Below are 22,696 nucleotides of genomic sequence, written 5' to 3'. Positions count from 1 at the left end.
CTCTTCAACGCTGAGTTCGGTATAAGACATAGGGGCAGCACCGTACCGGAAAGGTCAGGTGTTGCACTCAGTTTTTGCCGCCGCCCGTGAAAAAATACTCTCGCCGGAGTCATCGTTGTCAAGGTTTCTCTGTTTTATTATTAGTTGCTCTTGAATTCTCTCGAAAACAAACGTGATATTTTTGACGATTTCGTCCAAATCGCCAGCTAGAATGTATTTATGTCGTATCTTCCAGTATCTATATTCACTGCAAGTGGCAACCCAAGTGAATTTATTTTTAAGGTTTCTTATTTCTTTGGCTATGTTTTCACGCTTTCTTTTTGATGAGTTATTTAACTTATTTTCAAGACATTCCTTTGCAATCATCTTTTTTTCGATGGCTCGCTCAAAAACATACTGCCTTTCACATTCCGCAAAGAAAAATTCAGGAGTAAGATTTTTAAGGATTATGCGTTGTGGAATAAATATCATGTAAGTTATTATTGTTTGTTACTAATACAAATACCATGCCGTGCATGATTGTCAAATAAATAAATATTTTTACTTTCCAACCTGTAAAAAAGCTGATTTTTTTAAAAATCAAAAACGGTCAAAAAAACCTATAAAATCAACTTGCGACACTTATTTAAGAGTTATCCAAGAAGAGCAAAAGCAAAAGCCCGCCCTAACAGGCGAAAAGCATCTGGGTATTGCGAACAAAGTTCGCATATCAAAATCAAAAGCGTAGAACTCAAATTTGTATATTCAATAAATTTTGAGTAGCAAAACTTTCAAAAATCAAAACCTTTGAAATTGCCGTTTTTAGACGATTTACCATCTTGTGCGTATGGTAATACCGAGAATTAAAACACGCCGTTTTTAGCTTGTTTCTGTTGACGCACTAGAAAAGTGCATTGAGTTTTTTCTACGTTTTTTTGTCGGTTTTTTGAGTTTCAATTTTCTTGGATAGTCGTTTTTTGGCTTAAAATCAATGAAAAACGTTGTCAATAGAAAACCGAAAATATATTTAAGGTGGAACCTTAATTATCAAATAGAGGTCAACCATATTCTTTAAATTTCACAAAATATGAAATGACCATCCACCGCGTTCATCTGGTCATTTTTCAAGCTTGAACAACTTCAACCGCTAAAAACGACCTAGCAGGCCGATATGTTGTATTCAGTCTTTGGTAGGCAGAACATAACTTGATAGCCCTGTATTCACGTAATTCCAGATTTTTTTTGATATTAAGCCGCGATCTAAAAAATACTCAGCAGCAAATAGAACTCTTGGAGCTAATTGTTTTGCATCTTGTATATGGCCATTGGCTGCCAAGTTGACACAATATCTGGTCACAACTTTTAATGCGACCTCTTCATCATTTATCTCATCACGAACAGCTTCATCAACTATGCTTTTATAATCGGATAGCGAAATAAAATTTGGATTTAACTCGTTATCAACTTTATAGTCTTGCCATAATATCTGTTTGACTATTTCGTAATGCTTCTGTCTCTTTTTATAATGCCCAAACATATTAGTTACCTACACCGATGAACCCAGCGAAATAACACAAACACTAACCCATGGCATGTCATTTTGCCATCATGCTTTTGTCGCCTTTTATGTAGAGGTTTTTGCAGAGCTTAGTGGCAATCGAAATAGTAAATGGTCTGATAATCATTCTTAGGCTAATCCTCACCTGAGTATGAGACACATTCGATCCATGGTTGACCCTTTCCCGCACTGCTGCAGAGCCGCAGCACGTCAAACGGTCTGGATAAGAAGGATAGCTTCAATACACCGTTTCAGGTGTGCAGAGCGAAGCCGAAGCGGACGCCACCGGGAGGCGGTTTTTCCCAAGAAAAGGGTATGAGAAGGGTAGATTTTTTGGATAGAAAAAGGGGTAGAAATTTCTTTCTACCCCTTCTCTAAGTCCTTGATTTACAAGGAAAATTATGGTGCCCCGAGGGAGACTCGAACTCCCACTCCTTTCGAAAACGGATTTTGAATCCGCCGCGTCTACCAATTCCGCCATCAGGGCTCAATGGCGGCGAAGTATAGAGATGAGATTACCGTTGGTCAATCACGTTTCATGGTCTATTTTCACTATTTCCGCTAGACTTCCCGGCCCTGCTAGACGAACCCCATCATGCGCGTTGCTGACTTTACTTTTGAGCTCCCTGATTCGCTGATCGCTCGCCACCCTTTGGCCGAGCGTCGCGCCAGTCGACTGCTGACCCTGGACGGGCCCAGCGGTGCCCTCGCACACCGTCAATTCACTGATTTGCTTGAGCATTTGCGCCCAGGCGATCTGATGGTTTTCAACAACACCCGGGTGATCCCGGCGCGGCTGTTTGGCCAGAAAGCGTCCGGCGGCAAGCTGGAAATCCTGGTGGAGCGGGTGCTGGACAGCCACCGCGTGCTGGCCCATGTGCGCTCCAGCAAGTCGCCCAAACCGGGGTCGAGCATCTTGATCGAGGGCGGTGGCGAAGCCGAGATGGTGGCGCGCCACGATGCCTTGTTCGAGCTCAAGTTTGCCGAAGAAGTGTTGCCGCTGTTGGAGCGCGTCGGCCATATGCCGTTGCCTCCTTATATAGACCGCCCCGACGAAGACGCGGACCGCGAGCGCTATCAGACCGTGTACTCACAGCGCCTCGGCGCCGTCGCCGCACCGACTGCCGGGCTGCATTTCGACCAGCCACTGCTGGATGCGATTGCCGCCAAGGGCGTCGACACCGCCTATGTAACCCTGCACGTGGGGGCCGGTACGTTTCAGCCGGTGCGTGTGGATAACATCGAAGACCACCATATGCACAGCGAATGGCTGGAGGTCAGCCAGGACGTGGTGGATGCGGTGGCGGCGTGCAAGGCGCGTGGCGGTCGAGTGGTTGCCGTGGGCACCACCAGTGTGCGTTCGCTGGAGAGTGCAGCGCGTGATGGCGTGCTCAAGCCGTTCAGTGGCGACACCGATATTTTCATTTTTCCAGGGCGACCCTTTCATGTGGTCGATTGCCTGGTCACCAACTTCCATTTGCCCGAATCCACGCTGTTGATGCTGGTGTCGGCATTTGCCGGTTACCCGGAAACCATGGCTGCCTACCAGGCCGCCATCGCTAACGAGTACCGTTTTTTCAGCTACGGTGATGCGATGTTTATCACCCGTAACCCGGCGCCGCGCGGCCCTGAGGACAACTTATGAGTCGTATGTCGTTTGAATTGCTCGCTACGGACGGCAAAGCCCGTCGTGGTCGCCTGACCTTCCCGCGTGGCACTGTGGAGACCCCGGCCTTCATGCCGGTCGGCACCTACGGCACCGTCAAAGGCATGTTGCCCCGCGACATCGTCGCCACCGGTGCCGAGATTATCCTCGGCAATACCTTCCACCTGTGGCTGCGCCCGGGCACGGAAGTGATCAAGAAGCACGGCGACCTGCATGACTTCATGAAGTGGCAAGGCCCGATCCTTACCGACTCCGGTGGTTTCCAGGTGTTCAGCTTGGGCGCCATGCGTAAGATCAAGGAAGAGGGCGTGACCTTTGCCTCGCCGGTCGACGGCGCCAAGGTGTTCATGGGCCCGGAAGAGTCGATGCAGGTACAGCGCGATCTGGGTTCGGACATCGTGATGATTTTCGACGAGTGCACGCCGTACCCGGCCGATGAAGACGTGGCGCGTATCTCCATGGAGTTGTCGCTGCGTTGGGCCCAGCGTTCGAAGAATGCCCATGGCGATAACACAGCGGCGCTGTTCGGTATTGTTCAGGGCGGCATGCATGAAAACCTGCGCAAACGCTCGCTGGAAGGCCTCGACAAGATCGGCTTCGACGGCCTGGCCATCGGCGGTTTGTCGGTGGGCGAGCCCAAGCATGAAATGATCAAGGTGCTGGATTACCTGCCGGGCCTGATGCCCGCAGACAAACCTCGTTACCTTATGGGCGTTGGCAAACCGGAAGATCTCGTAGAGGGTGTGCGCCGCGGTGTGGACATGTTCGATTGCGTGATGCCAACCCGTAATGCCCGCAATGGGCATCTGTTCATCGATACAGGCGTGCTGAAGATCCGTAACGCGTTCCATCGCCATGATGATTCGCCGCTGGATCCTACCTGTGACTGCTACACCTGCCAGAACTTCTCCCGTGCTTATCTGCACCATCTGGACAAGTGCGGGGAAATGCTGGGTAGCATGTTGAATACCATCCACAATTTGCGTCACTACCAAGTCCTGATGGCTGGTTTGCGCGAGGCTATTCAACAGGGTACATTGGCCGCCTTCGTCGATGCCTTCTATGCCAAGCGTGGCCTCCCTGTGCCGCCCTTGGACTGAGTTTTCCGACCCTAAGATTCACTATTTGCAACTGGAGTGCTAAATGAGCTTTTTTATCTCTAACGCCATGGCTGACGCCGCTGCGCCTGCTGCTGCCGGCCCTATGGGCGGTGGTTTCGAGTGGATTTTCCTGGTCGGCTTCCTGGTCATCTTCTACCTGATGATCTGGCGTCCACAGGCCAAGCGCGCCAAAGAGCAGAAAAACCTGCTGGGCAGCCTGCAAAAAGGCGACGAAGTCGTGACCACTGGCGGTATCGCCGGCAAGATCACCAAGGTCTCCGATGCTTTCGTGGTACTGGAAGTCTCCGACACCGTGGAAATGAAGTTCCAGAAGGGCGCCATCGCCGCCACGCTGCCTAAAGGCACGCTCAAAGCGATCTGAGTAACAACCTTTACCAATCGACGGGGCGCGCAAGGCGCCCCGCGTTATAAGCGGGCGGCGTGATGCTGAACAAATACCCTCTGTGGAAATACGTACTGATCCTGGCGGTGCTGGCGATCGGTTTTATTTATTCCGCTCCCAATCTCTATCCTGATGACCCGGCGATCCAGATCTCTGGCGCCAGCACTTCGCTGCAGGTCAATCAGGCTGACCTGGACCGTGCGAGCAAAGCGCTCACCGACGCGGGTATCCAGGTTAAAGCGGCAACCTTGGCGGCTGGATCCAAAGGCGGCTTGTTGCGCCTGACCAAGCAAGAAGACCAATTGCCGGCCAAAGATGTCGTACGCAAGGCCATGGGTGACGACTACGTTGTCGCGCTCAACCTGGCCCAGACCACGCCACAATGGCTGCGCAGCATTGGCGCGCACCCGATGAAGCTGGGTCTGGACTTGTCCGGCGGTGTGCACTTCCTGCTGGAAGTCGACATGGACAAGGCCCTGGACGCACGTCTGAAGGTCTACGAAGGCGACGTGAAGAGCCTCCTGCGCAAAGAGAAGCTGCGTTATCGCAGCCTGCCGCAGCTCAATGGCGCCATCCAGCTGGGCTTTGCTGACGAAGCATCCCGCGAACAGGCCCGTGCGCTGATCCGCAAGAACTTCAATGACTTCGACATCGTGCCTGCCGACCTGAACGGCCAAGCGGTACTGCGTCTGGCGATGAGCCCGGCCAAGATCGCTGAAATCCGCGAATACTCCATCAAGCAGAACCTGACCACGGTCCGTAACCGCGTCAACGAGCTGGGTGTGGCAGAGCCGATCGTGCAGCGCCAGGGTGCCAACCGCATCGTGGTTGAGCTGCCAGGCGTACAGGACACTGCTGAAGCCAAGCGTATCCTCGGCAAGACCGCCAACCTGGAGTTCCGTCTCGCGGCAGACCCAGGCGCTACGCGTGCAACTTCCGAAGAATTCGAATTCCGCGAAGGCAACCGTCCTCCTGCGCTGATCGAGCGTGGCTTGATCATCACCGGTGACCAGGTGACCGACGCCAAGGCCGGTTTCGGCGAGCACGGCACGCCTGAAGTGAACATCCGTCTGGATGGTCATGGTGGCGAACTGATGAGCCGCGCCACGCGCAGCAACGTTGGTCGCAGCATGGCGGTGATCTTCATCGAGCAGCGCCCGGTGACCACCTACACCAAGCAAATGGTCAATGGCGTCGAGAAAGACGTGCCGGTGCAGACCTTCAAGGAAGAGAAGAAGATCATCAGCCTGGCGACCATCCAGTCGCCGCTGGGTGCTCAGTTCCGTATCACTGGCCTGAACGGCCAGGGCGAGTCTTCCGAGCTGGCGTTGCTGCTGCGTGCCGGTGGCCTGGCTGCACCGATGTACTTCGCTGAAGAGCGTACCATCGGCCCGAGCCTGGGTGCCGACAACATCACCAAAGGTGTCGATGCGGCGCTGTGGGGTATGTTGTTCGTGTCGCTGTTCATCATCGCCATCTACCGCTTCTTTGGTGTGATCGCCACTGTCGCCCTGGCGGGCAACATGGTGATGCTGCTGGCGTTGATGTCGTTGCTGGGCGCCACACTGACCCTGCCAGGTATCGCCGGTATCGTACTCACCATGGGTATGGCGGTGGACGCCAACGTGCTGATCTTCTCGCGGATTCGTGAAGAGATCGCCGCCGGTATGACCGTGCAGCGTGCAATCAACGAAGGCTTCGGCCGGGCATTTACCGCGATCCTCGACTCCAACCTGACCACACTGTTGGTCGGCGGGATTCTCTTCGCCATGGGCACAGGCCCGGTGAAAGGTTTTGCGGTGACCATGTCCCTCGGGATCTTTACCTCGATGTTCACGGCCATCATGGTGACCCGCGCAATGGTCAACCTGATCTTTGGCGGGCGTGACTTCAAGAAGTTGTGGATTTAAGGGGCTGCCATGTTACGTACAATCAACTTCATGGGCGTTCGCAATATTGCGTTCGGCGTCACCGTGCTCCTTACCGTTCTGGCGTTGTTCAGCTGGTTCCATAAGGGCCTGAACTACGGCCTGGACTTCACCGGCGGTACGCTCATCGAGCTGACCTATGAGAAGCCGGCCGACGTTACCCTGGTGCGCAGCGAGCTGGTCAAGGCCGGCTATCACGAAGCCGTGGTGCAGAGCTTTGGTGCCACCACCGACCTGCTGGTACGCATGCCTGGCGAAGACCCGCAACTGGGTCACCAGGTAGCCGAGGCCTTGCAGAAGGTCGGCGGCGATAACCCGGCGTCGGTCAAGCGCGTCGAGTTCGTCGGCCCGCAAGTGGGTGAAGAACTGCGCGATCAGGGCGGCCTCGGCATGCTGATGGCGCTGGTCGGCATCATGATCTACCTGGCATTCCGCTTTCAGTGGAAGTTCGGTGTCGGTGCCATTGTGTCGCTGATCCACGACGTGATCGTGACCGTGGGTATCCTGGCCTACTTCCAGATCACCTTCGATCTGACCGTATTGGCAGCTGTGCTGGCGATCATTGGTTATTCGCTCAACGACACCATCGTGGTCTTCGACCGGGTTCGTGAGAACTTCCGGGTGCTGCGCAAGGCGACGTTGATCGAGAACATCAATATCTCCACCACGCAGACCCTGCTGCGGACCATGGCGACGTCGATCTCCACCTTGCTGGCGATTGCTGCGCTGATGATCTTCGGTGGCGATAACCTGTGGGGCTTCTCCCTGGCGCTGTTTATCGGCGTTCTGGCGGGTACCTACTCGTCGATCTACATCGCCAACGTGGTGCTGATCTGGCTGAACCTCAACAGCGAAGACTTGATCCCTCCTGCCGCTACCGACAAGGAGGTCGACGACCGTCCTTGATGGGCGTTTGTTGATCCGCTGTTACAAGAAAGGCGCGAGTATTGAACTCGCGCCTTTTTTTTTGCTCCAAGGCTGGGTATAGCGCGGATCTTTCGGTCCGCTTGTGATGGTCAGGAGGTTCATGTGAACAAGTCGTTGCTGGTTGGTGCGGTATTGGGTGCTGTCGGTGTGACTGCCGGAGGCGCTGTTGCCACCTACAGCCTGGTAAAAAGCGGCCCTGAGTATGCGCAAGTACTGGCGGTACAGCCGGTGAAAACCCAGATCAAAACCCCGCGTGAGGTCTGCAAGGACGTCACCGTGACCCGGCAGCGTCCGGTGCAGGATCAACATCAAATCGCCGGTACCGTGGTGGGTGCCCTTGCGGGTGGCCTGCTGGGCAACCAGATTGGTGGCGGTAACGGTAAGAAGCTGGCCACCGTGGCCGGTGCGGTCGGTGGTGGCTACGCCGGTAACAAGGTTCAGGAAGGTATGCAGAACCGCGATACCTACACCACTACGCAAACTCGCTGTAACACCGTTAACGACATCAGTGACAAGGTGGTCGGTTATGACGTGCGTTACAACCTGGATGGCAAGGAAGGTACCGTGCGTATGGAGCGTGACCCTGGCAGCCAGATTCCGGTGGATAAGGAAGGTCGTTTGATCCTAGGTCAGAACCAGCAGTAATCCCAAGCCTTGCAAGGTTCAAGTGTGGGAGCTGGCTTGCCTGCGATGGCGGTGGGTCAGTAACCCGTGAGTTGGCTGGCAGGCTGTTATCGCAGGCAAGCCAGCTCCCACATTGGATTGTATTGAGTCAGTTGGAATTGGTTTTTTGCTAAATCCCAGGCATAAAAAAAGCACCCCGAGGGGTGCTTTTTTTGTGCTCGCTCGCTTAGCGCTTCAGCGAAGCCGGCAGGTGCGGCTGGATCGCCGTCAGTACTGCCTTGAAGCATTTGGTGTTGCCAGCCACGACGTGACCTTTCTCCAGGAAGTCATGACCGCCGGTGAAGTCGCTCACCAGGCCGCCTGCTTCCTGAATCAGCAGGGCGCCGGCTGCCATGTCCCACTCGGACAGGCCCGACTCCCAGAACGCATCAAAGCGACCGGCGGCTACATACGCCAGGTCCAGGCTGGCTGCACCGGCGCGGCGGATGCCCGCGGTCTGGCCAACCAGGGCGCGGAACATGCCCAGGTAGTTCTCCAGGTTGTCCATCTGGTCGTCACGGAACGGGAAGCCGGTACCCAGCAGGGCGCCTTCCAGGCTAGTGCGGCCGCTGACACGCAGGCGACGACCGTTCAGTTGGGCGCCACGACCACGGCTGGCGGTGAATTCTTCCTGGCGAACCGGGTCCAGCACAACGGCGTGTTCCAGGCGGCCACGGTATTTGCAGGCGATGCTCACGGCAAAGTGCGGGATGCCGCGCAGGAAGTTGGTGGTGCCATCCAGTGGGTCGATGATCCACAGGTAGTCTTCGCCTTCGCCACTGCCTTTGTGCAGGCCGGTTTCTTCACCGAGGATGCCGTGGGTAGGGTAGGCCTTGCGCAGGGCGTCGATGATTTTCTGTTCGGCGGCGCGATCCACCTCGGATACATAATCCTTGGCGTCTTTTTCGTCGACCTTGATGGTATCCAGGCGCTCGATGGAGCGGAAGATCAATTCACTGGCGCTGCGGGCGGCGCGCAGCGCGATATTCAGCATGGGCTGCATGGATAGGTCACCTAAGGTTGTTAAAGAAAGCCGAGCATTCTAGCAGAAACTTTCCTCAGGTGAAGGACGACGTTCGCTTTCATGGCATAACCTTAGGCGGTTCTGTAAGATTTGCTCCCCTTTCCTGTGTCCGCGAGCGCCTCCCTTGCTGCAAAACATTCGTGTCGTCTTGGTCAATACCAGTCATCCCGGCAACATCGGCGGGGTGGCGCGAGCCATGAAAAACATGGGGCTGACGCGCCTGGTGCTGGTCGAACCGCGGGTATTCCCGCACCACGAGGCTGATGCTCGTGCGTCCGGCGCCAATGACTTGCTTGAAAATGCCCAAGTGGTCGCCACCTTGGAGGATGCCTTGGTCGGCTGCAATCTGGTGCTCGGCACCAGCGCCCGTGACCGTCGTATCCCTTGGCCGCTGCTGGATCCGCGCGAATGCGGCATTAAAGTGGTGGAAGAGGCTGCTGGCGGTGCTGAAATCGCCTTGGTATTCGGCCGTGAAGACTCCGGCCTGACCAACGAAGAGCTGCAGCGATGTCATTACCACGTGCATATCCCATCAGACCCTGAGTTCAGCTCGCTGAACCTCGGGGCTGCGGTGCAGGTGCTGACTTATGAAGTGCGCATGGCCTGGCTGGCCGCTGCCGGCCAGCCGAGCAAGGTGGAAAAGGAAGAGGTTGCATCGACCAAAAGTGGCGAGTTGGCCACCATGGACGAGCTGGAGCGGTTCTATGAGCACCTGGAGCAAACCTTGGTCGCCATCGAATTCCTCGACCCTGAAAAGCCACGGCACTTGATGGCGCGCCTGCGTCGTTTGTACGGCCGCAGCTCGGTGAGCCGGGCTGAAATGAACATATTGCGTGGCATCCTCACGGAAACCCAGAAAGCGGCCCGTGGTGAGCTTCTTAAGCGGAAGGATTAAAAATGTTCGAGCGTTTGCGAGAAGATATCCAGAGTGTTTTCCACCGTGACCCGGCGGCGCGCAATGCCTTTGAAGTGCTGACCTGCTACCCGGGCATGCACGCGATCTGGATCCACCGCTTGTCCGGCGCCCTGTGGGGCATGGGCTGGAAGTGGCTGGCGCGGCTGGTATCGAACTTTGGACGTTGGTTGACCGGTATCGAGATCCATCCGGGTGCCAAGGTAGGTCGTCGGTTCTTTATCGACCACGGCATGGGTATCGTGATTGGCGAGACGGCCGAGATCGGCGATGACGTCACCCTCTATCAAGGCGTGACCCTGGGCGGCACCACCTGGAATAAGGGTAAGCGCCACCCAACGCTGGGCGATGGCGTGGTAGTAGGGGCGGGCGCCAAGGTGCTCGGGCCGTTTACCGTGGGTGCCGGCGCCAAGGTTGGCTCCAACGCGGTAGTGACCAAGGCTGTGCCGCCGGGTGCTACGGTTGTGGGCATTCCAGGCCGCATCATCGTCAAGCCGCAAGTCGGTGATGAGCAAGAGGCCAAGCGCAAGGCGATGGCCGAAAAGATCGGTTTCGATGCCTATGGCGTTAGTGAAGACATGCCCGATCCAGTGGCTCGTGCGATTGGTCAATTGCTTGATCATCTGCAGGCGGTGGATGGCAAGCTGGAGGGCATGTGTGGGGCGCTGAAGGAGCTGGGCAGCCCGTACTGCGCCAAAGACCTGCCTGAACTGCGCGAAGAGGACTTTGCTGAGATCAAGGACGAGGCCGCTACCACCAAGGCAGGCTAAATGCGGTCTCTTGTGGGAGCTGGCTTGCCTGCGATAGCTGTCTATCAGCTTGCTTATAGGTTGCTGGCCCACCGCAATCGCAGGCAAGCCAGCTCCCACATTTGATCTCCATTGGCTCGGTGGTCTTGCAGCGGGCCTGGTTGCGCTGTTCGATCCCACCCCATCCTGCTATGATTCGCGCGCCCTTTTTACGGGTATTCCTGACTAAAGTACTAGGTCTTATAGTTGACTTAAATACTCGGGAATCGCATACTTGCTCCCATTCTGAAACACCTTGGTACTTGTCCATGAGACTGACTACAAAAGGCCGATACGCGGTGACCGCCATGCTCGACTTGGCCTTGCACGCGCAAACTGGGCCGGTGTCCCTGGCCGATATCTCCGAGCGCCAAGGCATTTCCCTGTCCTATCTCGAGCAGTTGTTCGCCAAATTGCGCCGTAGCAATCTGGTTTCCAGCGTTCGCGGTCCGGGTGGTGGCTATCAGTTGTCCCGCGACATGCAGGGCATTCAGGTGGCCCAGGTGATCGACGCGGTCAACGAATCCGTCGATGCCACCAAATGCCAGGGTTTGGGTGACTGCCATGCCGGTGACACCTGCCTGACGCACCACTTGTGGTGTGACTTGAGCCTGCAGATCCATGAGTTTTTGAGTGGTATCAGCTTGGCTGATCTTGTGACTCGCCGTGAGGTGCAAGAAGTAGCCCAGCGTCAGGACCAGCGCCGTTGCAACACCAAGGCGCCGCGTCTGGACAAGATTGAAGCGTCCGCCGTCGAGTGACAGCCGAAGAGCTAACGGCACGCCAGCCAGCCTGATTTAGGAGAAAGTCCATGAAATTGCCGATTTACCTTGATTACTCAGCGACCACCCCGGTTGATCCGCGTGTCGCGCAAAAAATGAGCGAATGCCTGCTGGTCGACGGAAACTTCGGCAACCCGGCCTCCCGTTCCCACGTATTCGGCTGGAAAGCCGAGGAAGCGGTCGAGAACGCTCGTCGCCAAGTCGCTGACCTGGTCAATGCCGACCCGCGCGAAATCGTCTGGACCTCTGGTGCCACCGAGTCCGACAACCTGGCTATCAAGGGCGCGGCGCATTTCTACGCGACCAAAGGCAAGCACCTGATCACCACCAAGATTGAGCACAAGGCTGTCCTGGACACCATGCGCCAACTGGAGCGTGAAGGTTTCGAGGTTACCTACCTTGAGCCAACCACCGACGGTATCGTCACCCCGGCCATGATCGAAGCCGCGATGCGTGAAGACACCATCCTGGTTTCGGTGATCCACGTGAACAACGAAATCGGCACTATCAACGACATCGCCGCCATCGGCGAGCTGACTCGCTCCAAGGGCGTGTTGCTCCACGTCGACGCTGCTCAGTCCACTGGCAAGGTCGATATCGACCTGTCCAAGCTGAAAGTCGACCTGATGTCGTTCTCGGCCCACAAGACTTACGGCCCTAAAGGCATCGGTGCTCTCTACGTAAGCCGCAAGCCGCGCGTACGTATCGAGGCCACCATGCATGGCGGCGGTCACGAGCGCGGCATGCGTTCGGGCACCCTGGCGACCCACCAGATCGTCGGCATGGGCGAAGCTTTCCGTGTGGCCAAGGAAGACATGGCTGCCGAAAACGTGCGCATCAAGGCCCTGAGCGATCGCTTCTACAAGCAGGTCGAAAACCTTGAAGAGCTGTACATCAACGGCAGCATGACCGCTCGTGTACCGCACAACCTGAATTTGAGCTTCAACTACGTCGAAGGCGAGTCGCTGATCATGGCGCTCAAGGACCTGGCGGTATCGTCCGGTTCGGCCTGCACCTCGGCGTCCCTTGAGCCTTCGTACGTACTGCGCGCCCTGGGCCGCAACGACGAACTGGCCCACAGCTCGATCCGCTTTACGTTCGGCCGCTTCACCACCGAAGAGCAAGTCGACTACGCCGCGCAGAAGGTCTGCGAAGCCGTCAACAAGCTGCGCGTTCTGTCGCCACTGTGGGACATGTACAAAGATGGTGTCGATATTTCCAAGATCGAGTGGGCGGCACACTAACTATAGAAGCCGCCACCCAAGCTCTGTAGGAACGTGGCGGAAAACGCAGGCGTTTCTACAGGGTTCCAGAGCGGCCCTGATGAGTGAGGATTCAGTACCATGGCTTACAGCGAAAAGGTCATCGACCACTACGAAAACCCGCGCAACGTCGGCAAGATGAACGCGGAAGATCCAGATGTCGGCACCGGCATGGTCGGCGCCCCGGCGTGCGGCGATGTAATGCGCCTGCAGATCAAGGTCAATGATGCCGGTGTTATCGAAGACGCCAAATTCAAGACTTACGGCTGCGGTTCGGCCATCGCCTCCAGCTCCCTGGCGACCGAATGGATGAAAGGCAAGACCCTGGATGAGGCTGTCACCATCAGCAACACCCAGCTGGCCGAAGAACTGGCGTTGCCGCCAGTGAAAATCCACTGCTCCGTACTCGCTGAAGATGCCATCAAGGCAGCTGTTCGCGACTACAAGCAGAAGAAAGGCTTGATCTAAGCATTTGGCGACGAGTAAGGAGTCAACGATGGCTATCAGCATGACAGAAGCGGCTGCGCAGCACATTCGCCGCTCCCTGAATGGGCGCGGTAAAGGTGAGGGGATTCGTCTGGGTGTACGCACCACGGGCTGTTCCGGCCTTGCCTACGTGCTGGAGTTTGTCGACGAGGTGGTTGAAGAGGATCAAGTGTTCGAAAGTCACGGCGAGAAAGTGATCATCGACCCCAAGAGCCTGACCTACCTGGACGGCACCGAACTCGATTTCGTCAAGGAAGGGTTGAACGAAGGTTTCAAGTTCAACAACCCTAACGTGCGCGGTGAATGTGGCTGCGGCGAAAGCTTCAACATCTGAGGCTACTCGTGGGTACTCCTTGTCATTTCGCTTTATTCGAGCTGCAGCCGAGCTTTCGGCTGGACCTTGAGCAGCTCGCCACGCGCTACCGTGAATTGGCGCGTGGGGTGCATCCGGACCGCTTCGCTGACGCTTCCGAGCGTGAGCAGCGCTTGGCCCTTGAGCAATCGGCCAGCCTCAACGAAGCCTATCAGACGCTCAAAAGCCCCCCCAAACGCGCGCGCTATTTGCTGGCGATGAAGGGCGGTGAGTTGCCGATGGAAGTCACCGTGCATGATCCGGACTTCCTGATGCAGCAGATGCAATGGCGTGAAGAACTCGAAGAACTGCAGGACGAAGCCGATGTGGCGGGTGTCGCGGTCTTCAAGCGTCGTCTGAAAACCGCCCAGGATGAGCTCAACGAAAGCTTCGCAGCCTGTTGGGATGATGCGGCGCAACGCGAACAGGCTGAGCGCCTGATGCGGCGCATGCAGTTTCTCGACAAGCTCACCTACGAAGTGCGCCAGCTAGAAGAGCGCCTCGACGATTAACCCAGTGCTGCCCGTGATGCACGCCTGATAGACAGATAAGACCTGATTACCATGGCTCTACTGCAAATCGCCGAACCCGGCCAAAGCCCTCAACCGCACCAGCGTCGCCTGGCGGTCGGGATTGACCTGGGCACCACCAATTCCCTGGTTGCTGCCTTGCGCAGCGGCCTGTCCGAGCCACTGCCTGACGCCGATGGGCAGGTGATCCTGCCGTCCGCTGTGCGTTATCACGCAGATCGCACTGAAGTGGGCGAGTCGGCCAAGCTCGCCGCGTCCGCAGACCCCTTGAACACGGTGTTGTCGGTCAAGCGCTTGATGGGTCGTGGGTTGTCCGACGTCAAGCAATTGGGTGACCAACTGCCGTACCGCTTTGTCGGCGGCGAGTCCCATATGCCGTTCATCGACACCGTCCAGGGGCCCAAGAGCCCGGTCGAAGTGTCGGCCGATATCCTCAAGGTGCTGCGCCAGCGTGCGGAAAATACCTTGGGTGGTGAGCTGGTAGGGGCGGTTATCACCGTTCCGGCGTATTTCGATGACGCCCAGCGTCAAGCCACCAAGGACGCGGCGAAACTTGCCGGCCTGAACGTGCTGCGCTTGCTCAACGAGCCGACTGCGGCAGCTGTGGCCTACGGCCTCGATCAGCACGCTGAAGGCCTGGTCGCTATTTATGACCTGGGCGGCGGTACCTTCGATATTTCGATCCTGCGCCTGACCGGCGGTGTGTTCGAAGTGCTCGCGACCGGCGGCGACAGTGCCCTGGGTGGCGATGATTTTGATCACGCCATTGCTGGCTGGATCATCAGCAGTGCCGGCTTGTCGGCTGATCTGGACCCAGGCGCGCAGCGCAACCTGCTGCAAACTGCCTGCGCGGCCAAAGAGGCGCTGACTGACGCTGCTTCTGTTGACGTTTGCTACGGTAATTGGTCGGCCCCACTGACTCGCGAAGCCTTTGATGCGCTGATCGAGCCGATGGTCGCCCGCAGCCTCAAGGCCTGCCGTCGTGCTGTGCGTGATTCCGGTATCGAGTTGGAGGACGTTGGCGCAGTGGTCATGGTGGGCGGTTCCACCCGCGTTCCGCGCGTGCGTGAAGCGGTAGCCGAAGCCTTTGGGCGCCAACCACTGACCGAAATCGACCCGGATCAAGTCGTCGCCATCGGCGCTGCCATCCAGGCCGATACCCTGGCTGGTAACAAGCGTGATGGCGGCGAATTGCTGTTGCTCGACGTGATTCCGCTGTCGCTAGGCCTGGAAACCATGGGCGGCCTGATGGAGAAGGTGATTCCGCGTAACACCACCATCCCCGTCGCGCGCGCCCAGGACTTCACCACCTACAAAGACGGTCAGACAGCCATGATGATTCATGTGCTGCAAGGTGAGCGCGAGCTGATCAGCGACTGCCGTTCCCTGGCGCGCTTTGAATTGCGTGGCATTCCGGCGATGGTCGCGGGCGCGGCGAAAATTCGCGTGACCTTCCAGGTCGATGCCGATGGCCTGCTCAGTGTCGCTGCGCGCGAACTGGCGTCTGGCGTTGAAGCCAGCATCCAGGTCAAGCCGTCCTACGGCCTCACCGATGGCGAAATCGCCAAGATGCTCAAGGATTCATTCCAGTATGCCGGTGACGACAAGGTCGCCCGCGTATTGCGCGAGCAACAAGTGGATGCCCAGCGTCTGCTCGAAGCGGTGCAGGGCGCCCTTGAAGCCGACGGCGAGCGCTTGCTGGATGCCGAAGAGCGCATGGTCATTGACCTGCAAATGCAGGAACTGGCCGAACTGATGAAAGGCAACGATGGTTACGCCATCGAGCAACAGACCAAGCGCCTGTCGCAAGTCACTGATGCCTTTGCTGCCCGCCGTATGGATCAGACGGTTAAAGCCGCGCTGGCGGGCCGCAACCTGAATGAAATTGAGGAATAACTGATGCCGCAGGTCACTTTTCTACCGCACGCCGAACATTGCCCTGACGGCATGGTCGTGGAGGCTGAGACCGGCAAGTCCCTGCTCGACGTCGCCCATGACAACCACATCGAGATCGAAAGTGCCTGTGGCGGCGTGAATGCCTGCACCACGTGTCACTGCATCATTCGTAAAGGTTTCGACAGCCTAAATGAGGCTGACGACCTGGAAGAAGACTATCTTGATCGGGCGTGGGGCCTGGAGCCGACGTCGCGCCTGAGTTGTCAGGCGAAAGTGGGGACTGAAGACCTCACCGTCGAAATCCCGAAATATTCGCTCAACCATGCAGCCGAAGCGCCGCATTGATTCAAGGAAATGTCATGAGCCTGAAATGGGTTGATGTACAAGAAATCGCTATACAACTTGCGCAAGCTCATCCTGAGGTCAATCCTCTTACCGTGAACTTCGTCAAGCTGCGCGACCTCGTAATGGCACTGCCGGATTTTGACGACATCCCTGACCGGGGTGGCGAAAAGGTCCTTGAGGCGATTCAAGGCCTGTGGATCGAAGAAGCAGACTGAGCCGCCTTTTTACGCAGTTAGGCAATACCCAATAACCCGCGTATAATTCGCGGGTTTAATTTTTCGTAAATTACCGTTTCTGGAGTTACACCATGGCTGTTCAACGTACTTTCTCCATCATCAAGCCTGACGCTGTTGCAAAAAACGTCATCGGCGAGATCACCACTCGTTTCGAAAAAGCCGGCCTGAAGGTTGTAGCTTCGAAACTCAAGCAACTGTCCAAGGCTGAAGCTGAAGGCTTCTACGCTGAGCACAGCGCTCGTGGCTTCTTCGGCGACCTGGTTGCCTTCATGATCTCCGGTCCTGTTGTTGTTCAGGTTCTGGAAGGCGAAAACGCTATCGCTCTGAACCGTGAGCTGATGGGCGCTACCAACCCTAAAGAAGCTGCTGCCGGCACCATCCGTGCTGACTTCGCTGAATCCATCGACGCCAACGCTGTTCACGGCTCGGACTCCGAAGCTGCCGCTGCTCGCGAAATCTCGTACTTTTTCGCTGCTACTGAAGTAACCGCTCGCTAAGCATCGGCTTAAAGAGTGAGGGTGAATCCATGACTACATCGACTGTTAAAACCAACCTGCTGGGTCTGACTCAGCCGGAAATGGAGAAATTCTTCGACTCAATCGGGGAGAAGCGTTTCCGTGCCGGTCAGGTAATGAAGTGGATTCACCACTTTGGCGTCGACGATTTCGACGCCATGACGAACGTCAGCAAGGCCCTGCGCGACAAGCTCAAGGCCATTGCCGAGGTGCGTGGTCCCGAAGTGGTCAGCGAGGACATTTCCAGCGACGGTACCCGTAAATGGGTGGTGCGCGTGGCGTCCGGTAGCTGTGTCGAGACCGTGTACATTCCCCAGGGCAAGCGCGGCACTTTGTGCGTTTCGTCCCAGGCAGGCTGTGCCCTGGACTGCAGTTTCTGCTCCACCGGCAAGCAAGGCTTCAATAGCAACCTCACCGCCGCCGAAGTCATCGGCCAAGTGTGGATTGCCAACAAATCCTTTGGCAGCGTCCCGGCGACCGTCGACCGTGCCATCACCAACGTGGTGATGATGGGCATGGGTGAGCCGCTGCTGAATTTCGACAACGTGATTGCGGCCATGCATTTGATGATGGACGACCTGGGCTACGGCATCTCCAAGCGCCGTGTGACCCTGTCGACCTCCGGCGTGGTACCGATGATCGATGAGCTGGCCAAGCACATCGACGTCTCCCTCGCGTTGTCGCTGCACGCACCTAATGACGCATTGCGTAACCAATTGGTGCCGATCAACAAGAAGTATCCGCTTAAGATGCTGCTCGAATCGTGCCAGCGTTATATGGCGACCCTGGGTGAGAAGCGTGTGCTGACCATTGAGTACACCATGCTCAAGGACGTCAACGACAAGCTGGAGCACGCGGTCGAGATGATCGAATTGCTCAAGGACACCCCGTGCAAGATCAACTTGATCCCGTTCAACCCGTTTCCTCATTCTGGTTACGAGCGGCCGAGCAACAACGCCATCCGTCGTTTCCAGGATCAACTGCACCAGGCCGGCTATAACGTCACTGTGCGAACCACTCGTGGTGAAGACATCGATGCCGCCTGTGGCCAATTGGTAGGGCAGGTGATGGACCGCACCCGCCGCAGTGAACGTTATATCGCCGTGCGCGAACTTAACGCCGCTGAAGATTTGCCGCAAATCGCTGTGAATCGAATCTGAGAGGATCTCTATGCCCTTGCGCCTTGCGCTGCTTTTACTGTTTACCGGCCTCGTGGCCGGTTGCGTTTCATCGGGCCATGACAGCCCGTTGCGCACTGATAAAGGCCGTGATGAGGCGCGGGTTGCCTATGTGCAACTGGGTTTGGGGTACCTGCGCCAAGGCATGAGCGAGCAGGCCAAGGTGCCGTTGAAAAAGGCCCTTGAGCTGGACGCTGATGATGCCGATGCCAACGCCGCGCTGGCCCTGGTGTTTCAGGCTCAGGCTGAGCCCGAGCTGGCCGACCGCTATTTTCACAAGGCCCTGGCCTCCCGCCCTGCCGATCCGCGGCTGCTGAATAACTACGGCAGTTTCCTGTTCGAGCAGAAACGGTATGACCTGGCGTCACGTTATTTCCAGCAAGCCGCCACCGATACTCTCTACCCGCAGCGTTCGCGGGTGTTCGAGAACCTTGGTGTGACCTCGATGCGCCTCGGCCAGCGCGACAGCGCCCGCCAGCAACTGGAAAAAGCCCTGCACCTGAACAGTCGCCAGCCACGGGCATTGCTCGAAATGGCTGAGTTGTCTTACGAAGACAGGCATTATGTGCCGGCACGTGACTATTACGAGCGTTTTAGCCTGCTCAGCGGGCAAAATGCACGTAGTCTATTGCTCGGTGTGCGCCTGGCGACGGTTCATGAAGAACACGACACGGCCGCACGTTTTGGCCAGCAACTCGAACGACTCTATCCCGGTACGCCGGAATATCAGCAATACCTGTCGGAGCAATGATGAAAGCCGCGCACCCGGAAGATGTAGCAGCTAATCGCGTCAACCCAGGCGAAACCTTGCGCCAGGCCCGCGAAAGCAATGGTTGGTCGCTGGCGGAAGTGGCCCTCAAGCTCAATTTGACCAGCACCTCCCTGGCCAACCTGGAAGCCGGCGCGTTCGATAAGCTGCCTGGGCATACCTTTGCCCGCGGCTATATCCGCGCCTACGCCAAATTGTTGGGTATCGACCAGGCCGTACTGGTGCAGGAATTCGACCAGTTCACCGGTACCGATGCACAGGGCAGTAATGTCCATGGCCTTGGGCGCATCGAAGAGCCAACGCGGGTTTCCCACACGATTTTGCGGATTGTCAGCCTGTTGTTGCTGGTTGCCGTGGTCGGCGGCGGTTTCGTCTGGTGGCAAGACCAAGCCTCCCTGCGCAGCAAAGACCTGACCAGCAACGCCATGGAGCACGTCGAAGTCGAAAGCGCCGATGGCACCACCCAGATTCATCCGCTGGACGAGCCGGAAGACCAGGCCGTGGTAGAAGGGCAAGCCGCGCCGCAAGCACCGGCCACTGCCGAACAGTCCACGCCAGATGCTGGCGTGGACCCTGCTGCGGTGCCGGCTCCGGCTGTTCCGACCGCTCCCGCAGCACCCGTGGCACAGGCTCCGGCGGTTCCTGCACCTGCGACCCCTGCGCCAGCCGCACCCGCAGCGCCGGCGATATCGCCTCCCACCACTCCGGCGTTGATCGCCGGTGACGGGCGCGTACAAATTACCTTCATCGCTGACTGCTGGACGCAAGTTACCGATGGCAACGGCAAAGTGCTGTTCAGCGGTTTGAAGCGTAAGGGCGATACGCTTGACCAGGGCGGCAAGCCTCCTTTGACGCTGCGTCTGGGCTTCGCCCGTGGCGCGCAAGTGGCCTACAACGGCCAGCCTGTAGACGTGGCGCCGTTCACCAGTGGCGAGACCGCTCGCCTCAAGTTGGGACAATAGTCATGCACGGCGAATCTCCAATCAAACGTCGCGTATCGCGCAAGATATGGGTCGGCTCGGTGCCGGTGGGTGGCGATGCCCCTATCGCAGTGCAGAGCATGACCAACAGCGACACCAACGATGTAGCGGCCACCGTGGCCCAGATCAACCGTCTGGAAGCGGCCGGTGTGGACATCGTGCGGGTGTCCGTTCCGGACATGGACGCAGCCGAGGCCTTTGGTCGTATCAAGCAGTTGGTCAAGGTACCGCTGGTTGCCGACATTCACTTCGACTACAAGATCGCGTTGCGCGTGGCCGAACTGGGTGTGGACTGTCTGCGTATCAACCCCGGCAACATCGGGCGTGAAGACCGCGTGCGTGCTGTGGTGGACGCTGCCCGTGATCGCGGTATTCCGATCCGCATCGGCGTCAACGCCGGCTCCCTGGAAAAAGACCTGCAAAAGAAATACGGCGAGCCCACTCCGGCGGCGCTGGTCGAGTCGGCCCTGCGCCACGTTGAACACCTTGAACGTCTGAATTTCCAGGACTTCAAGGTCAGCGTAAAAGCTTCCGACGTGTTTATGGCGGTAGAAGCCTATCGCCTGCTGGCCAAGGAAATCGTGCAGCCGCTGCACTTGGGTATCACCGAAGCTGGCGGTTTGCGCTCAGGCACAGTGAAATCTGCGGTGGGTCTCGGTATGCTGCTCGCCGAAGGGATTGGCGATACTATCCGCATCTCCCTGGCGGCAGACCCCGTTGAGGAAGTGAAGGTCGGTTACGACATTCTAAAATCCCTGCGTTTGCGTTCCCGTGGTATCAACTTCATTGCCTGCCCGAGCTGCTCGCGGCAGAACTTCGACGTGGTGAAAACCATGAACGACCTGGAGTTGCGCCTCGAAGACCTGCTGGTGCCGCTGGATGTCGCAGTGATTGGTTGTGTGGTCAATGGGCCGGGCGAGGCCAAAGAGGCTCATGTGGGCCTGACCGGTGGTACACCAAACCTGATTTACATCGACGGCAAGCCGTCGCAGAAGCTAACGAATGACAATCTGGTGGACGAGCTGGAAAAGCTGATCCGCGAGAAAGCGGCCGAGAAGGTCGCCGCTGACGCAGCGCTGATCGCTCGCGGCTGATTGAACGAATTTAAGGATCTGATGTGAGCAAGTCTCTGCAAGCCATTCGTGGCATGAACGACATCCTGCCGGAGCAGACGCCACTGTGGCGCTACTTCGAGAGCACTGTCGCGCGCCTGCTGGATAACTACGGTTACAAGCAGATCCGTATGCCGATCGTCGAGTTCACCGAGCTGTTCAAACGCTCCATCGGTGAAGTGACCGACATCGTCGAAAAAGAGATGTACACCTTCGAAGACCGCAACGGCGACTCCCTGACCCTGCGTCCGGAAGGCACGGCCGCGTGCGTGCGTGCCGTACTGGAACATGGCATCACCGGTGGTGGCCAGACCCAGAAGCTCTGGTACATCGGCCCGATGTTCCGCCACGAGCGCCCGCAGAAAGGCCGTTACCGCCAGTTCCACCAGATCGGTTGCGAAGTTTTCAACCTGGACGGCCCGGACATCGACGCCGAGCTGATCGTGCTGACCTGGCGCCTGTGGGGCCAACTGGGCATCCGCGATGCGGTCAAGCTTGAACTCAACAGCCTGGGCACCAGCGAGTCCCGGGGTCGCTATCGCGAAGCCCTGGTCGAGTACCTGTCGGCCCACCTGGACAAACTGGACGAAGACAGCCAACGCCGTCTGAAGACCAACCCGTTGCGCGTGCTGGATACCAAGAACGCCGACACCCAGGCCGTGCTGGTCGATGCGCCGAAAATGGCTGATTACCTGGACGACGAGTCCCGCGTGCATTTCGAGGGCCTCAAGGCTCGTCTGGATGCAGCCGGTATTCCCTACGTGATCAACCCCAAGCTGGTGCGTGGCCTCGACTACTACAGCAAGACCGTGTTCGAGTGGGTCACCGACAAGCTCGGCGCCCAGGGCACCGTGTGTGCCGGTGGTCGCTACGATGGCCTGGTCGAGCAAATGGGCGGCAAGCCGACCCCGGGGGTAGGCTTTGCTATGGGCATCGAGCGGCTGATCCTGCTGCTGGAAACCCTGGAGCAGGTTCCGGAAGAGATTTCCCGTCAGGTGGACGTGTACCTGTGCGCTTTCGGCGAGGCTGCCGAACTGGCGGCCCTGGCCTTGAGCGAAAAAGTACGTGACCAGTTGCCCAACCTGCGCCTGCAGATCAATGCCGGCGCTGGTAGCTTCAAGAGCCAGTTCAAGAAGGCCGACAAGAGCGGTGCGCTTTACGCACTGATCCTCGGCGATGACGAGCTGGCCCAGCAAGTGATAGGTTTCAAACCCCTGCGTGGTCAGGGTGAACAACAGAACATTGCCTTTGATGCGCTCGCTGCGCACTTGGCCACCTGCGTCGTGCAGGGTTGAAGCTGTCGA

25 protein-coding genes and 1 tRNA gene are annotated in these 22,696 nt (G+C 57.4%); 22 read left to right on the top strand and 4 right to left on the bottom strand.

Annotated features, from left to right (window positions below; translation table 11 throughout):
* Nucleotides 1-54: 54 nt before the first annotated feature.
* From BOP96_RS30185 to BOP96_RS23815, 3 genes are all read right to left on the bottom strand, one after another.
* A complete protein-coding gene (locus BOP96_RS30185; RefSeq protein WP_073454188.1) occupies nucleotides 55-471 on the bottom strand; it encodes a hypothetical protein in 417 nt (138 codons plus the stop codon).
* 688 nt (nucleotides 472-1,159) lie between these two features.
* Nucleotides 1,160-1,516, bottom strand: coding sequence for a hypothetical protein (locus BOP96_RS29830; RefSeq protein ID WP_138726241.1), 357 nt, complete (start codon nucleotides 1,514-1,516; stop codon nucleotides 1,160-1,162).
* A gap of 423 nt (nucleotides 1,517-1,939) precedes the next feature.
* A tRNA-Leu gene (locus tag BOP96_RS23815) sits at nucleotides 1,940-2,024 on the bottom strand.
* A 108-nt stretch (nucleotides 2,025-2,132) separates the two neighbouring features.
* Here BOP96_RS23815 and queA point away from each other — a divergent pair.
* From queA to BOP96_RS23785, 6 genes are all read left to right on the top strand, one after another.
* Nucleotides 2,133-3,182, top strand: coding sequence for a tRNA preQ1(34) S-adenosylmethionine ribosyltransferase-isomerase QueA (queA, locus tag BOP96_RS23810; RefSeq protein WP_003194027.1), 1,050 nt, complete (start codon nucleotides 2,133-2,135; stop codon nucleotides 3,180-3,182).
* Between the two features lie 5 nt (nucleotides 3,183-3,187).
* Nucleotides 3,188-4,303, top strand: a complete 1,116-nt coding sequence (gene tgt / locus BOP96_RS23805) for a tRNA guanosine(34) transglycosylase Tgt (RefSeq protein WP_161937012.1) — start codon at nucleotides 3,188-3,190, stop codon at nucleotides 4,301-4,303.
* Nucleotides 4,304-4,346: 43 nt separating this feature from the next.
* Nucleotides 4,347-4,685 (top strand): preprotein translocase subunit YajC, encoded by a 339-nt coding sequence (gene yajC, locus BOP96_RS23800; RefSeq protein WP_003175975.1) that lies wholly within the window; start codon nucleotides 4,347-4,349, stop codon nucleotides 4,683-4,685.
* A gap of 62 nt (nucleotides 4,686-4,747) precedes the next feature.
* Nucleotides 4,748-6,616 carry a protein translocase subunit SecD gene (secD, locus tag BOP96_RS23795; RefSeq protein ID WP_014719826.1) on the top strand — a complete coding sequence of 623 codons (1,869 nt, stop codon included), beginning with the start codon at nucleotides 4,748-4,750 and terminating at the stop codon, nucleotides 6,614-6,616.
* Nucleotides 6,617-6,625: 9 nt separating this feature from the next.
* The gene (secF, locus tag BOP96_RS23790; protein ID WP_014719825.1) at nucleotides 6,626-7,540 is read left to right on the top strand and encodes a protein translocase subunit SecF; all 915 of its coding nucleotides are present in this window, start codon (nucleotides 6,626-6,628) and stop codon (nucleotides 7,538-7,540) included.
* A 123-nt stretch (nucleotides 7,541-7,663) separates the two neighbouring features.
* Complete coding sequence (locus BOP96_RS23785; RefSeq protein ID WP_003194023.1) at nucleotides 7,664-8,206, top strand: glycine zipper 2TM domain-containing protein; 543 nt, start codon at nucleotides 7,664-7,666, stop codon at nucleotides 8,204-8,206.
* 205 nt (nucleotides 8,207-8,411) lie between these two features.
* Here the strand turns inward: BOP96_RS23785 and suhB are convergent, their stop codons facing one another.
* The gene (suhB, locus tag BOP96_RS23780; protein ID WP_005791195.1) at nucleotides 8,412-9,227 is read right to left on the bottom strand and encodes a type III secretion system regulator SuhB; all 816 of its coding nucleotides are present in this window, start codon (nucleotides 9,225-9,227) and stop codon (nucleotides 8,412-8,414) included.
* A 145-nt stretch (nucleotides 9,228-9,372) separates the two neighbouring features.
* Between suhB and trmJ the strand changes: the two genes are divergently transcribed.
* The 16 genes from trmJ to hisS all read left to right on the top strand — a co-directional run bounded on the left by trmJ (nucleotide 9,373) and on the right by hisS (nucleotide 22,687).
* Entirely contained in the window at nucleotides 9,373-10,143 is a 771-nt protein-coding gene (trmJ, locus tag BOP96_RS23775; protein ID WP_058410987.1) for a tRNA (cytosine(32)/uridine(32)-2'-O)-methyltransferase TrmJ, read from the top strand.
* Nucleotides 10,144-10,145: 2 nt separating this feature from the next.
* Nucleotides 10,146-10,931, top strand: a complete 786-nt coding sequence (cysE, locus tag BOP96_RS23770) for a serine O-acetyltransferase (protein WP_034128028.1) — start codon at nucleotides 10,146-10,148, stop codon at nucleotides 10,929-10,931.
* Nucleotides 10,932-11,218: 287 nt separating this feature from the next.
* The gene (gene iscR, locus BOP96_RS23765; RefSeq protein WP_003194020.1) at nucleotides 11,219-11,710 is read left to right on the top strand and encodes a Fe-S cluster assembly transcriptional regulator IscR; all 492 of its coding nucleotides are present in this window, start codon (nucleotides 11,219-11,221) and stop codon (nucleotides 11,708-11,710) included.
* 50 nt (nucleotides 11,711-11,760) lie between these two features.
* Entirely contained in the window at nucleotides 11,761-12,975 is a 1,215-nt protein-coding gene (locus tag BOP96_RS23760; protein WP_003194019.1) for an IscS subfamily cysteine desulfurase, read from the top strand.
* A gap of 99 nt (nucleotides 12,976-13,074) precedes the next feature.
* Nucleotides 13,075-13,461 carry a Fe-S cluster assembly scaffold IscU gene (iscU, locus tag BOP96_RS23755; RefSeq protein WP_003175965.1) on the top strand — a complete coding sequence of 129 codons (387 nt, stop codon included), beginning with the start codon at nucleotides 13,075-13,077 and terminating at the stop codon, nucleotides 13,459-13,461.
* A 28-nt stretch (nucleotides 13,462-13,489) separates the two neighbouring features.
* Nucleotides 13,490-13,813 (top strand): iron-sulfur cluster assembly protein IscA, encoded by a 324-nt coding sequence (gene iscA / locus BOP96_RS23750; RefSeq protein ID WP_003209680.1) that lies wholly within the window; start codon nucleotides 13,490-13,492, stop codon nucleotides 13,811-13,813.
* Between the two features lie 8 nt (nucleotides 13,814-13,821).
* A complete protein-coding gene (gene hscB, locus BOP96_RS23745) occupies nucleotides 13,822-14,343 on the top strand; it encodes a co-chaperone HscB (RefSeq protein WP_014719822.1) in 522 nt (173 codons plus the stop codon).
* A 51-nt stretch (nucleotides 14,344-14,394) separates the two neighbouring features.
* Nucleotides 14,395-16,257: a Fe-S protein assembly chaperone HscA gene (gene hscA / locus BOP96_RS23740; protein WP_014719821.1), complete on the top strand. Its 1,863-nt coding sequence runs from the start codon at nucleotides 14,395-14,397 to the stop codon at nucleotides 16,255-16,257.
* Between the two features lie 3 nt (nucleotides 16,258-16,260).
* A complete protein-coding gene (fdx, locus tag BOP96_RS23735) occupies nucleotides 16,261-16,602 on the top strand; it encodes an ISC system 2Fe-2S type ferredoxin (RefSeq protein WP_005791182.1) in 342 nt (113 codons plus the stop codon).
* A 14-nt stretch (nucleotides 16,603-16,616) separates the two neighbouring features.
* Nucleotides 16,617-16,817, top strand: coding sequence for a Fe-S cluster assembly protein IscX (gene iscX / locus BOP96_RS23730; RefSeq protein WP_014719820.1), 201 nt, complete (start codon nucleotides 16,617-16,619; stop codon nucleotides 16,815-16,817).
* A gap of 92 nt (nucleotides 16,818-16,909) precedes the next feature.
* Entirely contained in the window at nucleotides 16,910-17,335 is a 426-nt protein-coding gene (gene ndk, locus BOP96_RS23725) for a nucleoside-diphosphate kinase (protein WP_003175956.1), read from the top strand.
* Nucleotides 17,336-17,364: 29 nt separating this feature from the next.
* Nucleotides 17,365-18,513 (top strand): 23S rRNA (adenine(2503)-C(2))-methyltransferase RlmN, encoded by a 1,149-nt coding sequence (rlmN, locus tag BOP96_RS23720; protein WP_003194014.1) that lies wholly within the window; start codon nucleotides 17,365-17,367, stop codon nucleotides 18,511-18,513.
* 10 nt (nucleotides 18,514-18,523) lie between these two features.
* Nucleotides 18,524-19,282, top strand: a complete 759-nt coding sequence (gene pilW / locus BOP96_RS23715) for a type IV pilus biogenesis/stability protein PilW (protein ID WP_014719819.1) — start codon at nucleotides 18,524-18,526, stop codon at nucleotides 19,280-19,282.
* Entirely contained in the window at nucleotides 19,282-20,262 is a 981-nt protein-coding gene (locus BOP96_RS23710) for a RodZ domain-containing protein (protein ID WP_014719818.1), read from the top strand. Before pilW ends, BOP96_RS23710 begins: the two co-directional genes overlap by 1 nt.
* A gap of 2 nt (nucleotides 20,263-20,264) precedes the next feature.
* The gene (gene ispG / locus BOP96_RS23705; RefSeq protein ID WP_003175952.1) at nucleotides 20,265-21,374 is read left to right on the top strand and encodes a flavodoxin-dependent (E)-4-hydroxy-3-methylbut-2-enyl-diphosphate synthase; all 1,110 of its coding nucleotides are present in this window, start codon (nucleotides 20,265-20,267) and stop codon (nucleotides 21,372-21,374) included.
* Nucleotides 21,375-21,397: 23 nt separating this feature from the next.
* Entirely contained in the window at nucleotides 21,398-22,687 is a 1,290-nt protein-coding gene (gene hisS / locus BOP96_RS23700; protein WP_057703917.1) for a histidine--tRNA ligase, read from the top strand.
* Nucleotides 22,688-22,696: the final 9 nt, after the last annotated feature.

Source organism: Pseudomonas sp. FSL W5-0203 (genome assembly GCF_001896155.1).
Taxonomy (GTDB): Bacteria; Pseudomonadota; Gammaproteobacteria; order Pseudomonadales; family Pseudomonadaceae; genus Aquipseudomonas; species Aquipseudomonas paracarnis.
The sequence above is the reverse complement of the archived record's forward strand: the minus strand, read 5'-3'. Positions and strand labels throughout refer to the sequence as shown.

Bases quoted from the DNA above. Each gene is read 5' to 3' on its own strand.
- yajC (WP_003175975.1), top strand. From the start codon at position 4,347: ATGAGCTTTTTTATCTCTAACGCCATGGCTGACGCCGCTGCGCCTGCT.
- secD (WP_014719826.1), top strand. From the start codon at position 4,748: ATGCTGAACAAATACCCTCTGTGGAAATACGTACTGATCCTGGCGGTG.
- iscX (WP_014719820.1), top strand. From the start codon at position 16,617: ATGAGCCTGAAATGGGTTGATGTACAAGAAATCGCTATACAACTTGCG.
- queA (WP_003194027.1), top strand. From the start codon at position 2,133: ATGCGCGTTGCTGACTTTACTTTTGAGCTCCCTGATTCGCTGATCGCT.
- tgt (WP_161937012.1), top strand. From the start codon at position 3,188: ATGTCGTTTGAATTGCTCGCTACGGACGGCAAAGCCCGTCGTGGTCGC.
- pilW (WP_014719819.1), top strand. From the start codon at position 18,524: ATGCCCTTGCGCCTTGCGCTGCTTTTACTGTTTACCGGCCTCGTGGCC.
- BOP96_RS29830 (WP_138726241.1), bottom strand. From the start codon at position 1,516: ATGTTTGGGCATTATAAAAAGAGACAGAAGCATTACGAAATAGTCAAA.
- ispG (WP_003175952.1), top strand. From the start codon at position 20,265: ATGCACGGCGAATCTCCAATCAAACGTCGCGTATCGCGCAAGATATGG.
- BOP96_RS30185 (WP_073454188.1), bottom strand. From the start codon at position 471: ATGATATTTATTCCACAACGCATAATCCTTAAAAATCTTACTCCTGAA.
- cysE (WP_034128028.1), top strand. From the start codon at position 10,146: ATGTTCGAGCGTTTGCGAGAAGATATCCAGAGTGTTTTCCACCGTGAC.
- fdx (WP_005791182.1), top strand. From the start codon at position 16,261: ATGCCGCAGGTCACTTTTCTACCGCACGCCGAACATTGCCCTGACGGC.
- iscU (WP_003175965.1), top strand. From the start codon at position 13,075: ATGGCTTACAGCGAAAAGGTCATCGACCACTACGAAAACCCGCGCAAC.
- rlmN (WP_003194014.1), top strand. From the start codon at position 17,365: ATGACTACATCGACTGTTAAAACCAACCTGCTGGGTCTGACTCAGCCG.
- BOP96_RS23710 (WP_014719818.1), top strand. From the start codon at position 19,282: ATGAAAGCCGCGCACCCGGAAGATGTAGCAGCTAATCGCGTCAACCCA.
- secF (WP_014719825.1), top strand. From the start codon at position 6,626: ATGTTACGTACAATCAACTTCATGGGCGTTCGCAATATTGCGTTCGGC.
- BOP96_RS23760 (WP_003194019.1), top strand. From the start codon at position 11,761: ATGAAATTGCCGATTTACCTTGATTACTCAGCGACCACCCCGGTTGAT.
- iscA (WP_003209680.1), top strand. From the start codon at position 13,490: ATGGCTATCAGCATGACAGAAGCGGCTGCGCAGCACATTCGCCGCTCC.
- ndk (WP_003175956.1), top strand. From the start codon at position 16,910: ATGGCTGTTCAACGTACTTTCTCCATCATCAAGCCTGACGCTGTTGCA.
- hscA (WP_014719821.1), top strand. From the start codon at position 14,395: ATGGCTCTACTGCAAATCGCCGAACCCGGCCAAAGCCCTCAACCGCAC.
- suhB (WP_005791195.1), bottom strand. From the start codon at position 9,227: ATGCAGCCCATGCTGAATATCGCGCTGCGCGCCGCCCGCAGCGCCAGT.
- iscR (WP_003194020.1), top strand. From the start codon at position 11,219: ATGAGACTGACTACAAAAGGCCGATACGCGGTGACCGCCATGCTCGAC.